Consider the following 429-nt stretch of genomic DNA (forward strand, 5'->3'; position numbering starts at 1 on the left):
ACACTGCCCGTCTCTAACCATTGTTGGGACATCGACGCCTTCGCGGTTTTATGGCGGCCTGTCCGAGAAGAACCTTTCAGACGGCTTCGTCGCGCGCATGGTTTTCATCGCGCCGAGTGATCGCCCGGCGCGCGCCAATCCTTCCGACAACGGACTCAAGCTGCCGGCACCTCTGAAGGAATCGATCAAGAGTGCCGCAGCAAAGTTCCCGTGGCCACGCATCGACTCCCCCGGAAGGTGGCGCGACCCGCGAGGCGAACCAAGTTTGCTGGAGGTGCCTTGGGCTTCCCCCGAAGCGGAAAAGGCGTGGCTGGAAATTGAGGACTGGCAGGAAAGCGAAATCGAGAAGGACGAATCGCGTGACGGTGTAATCGGGCGCTTTGCCGAAAACGCGATCCGGCTCGCGACGTTACGCGCCTTAAGCGAGGA

Annotated in this window: 1 protein-coding gene; it reads left to right on the forward strand. The window is 60.8% G+C overall.

From position 1 onward, the window contains the following. On the forward strand, positions 1–429 hold a 429-nt coding region (locus DUT91_RS25980), incomplete at both ends, for a DUF3987 domain-containing protein (protein ID WP_160113729.1).

The sequence above is a fragment of the Paramesorhizobium salinisoli genome (assembly GCF_003335045.1).
Classification (GTDB): domain Bacteria; phylum Pseudomonadota; class Alphaproteobacteria; order Rhizobiales; family Rhizobiaceae; genus Paramesorhizobium; species Paramesorhizobium salinisoli.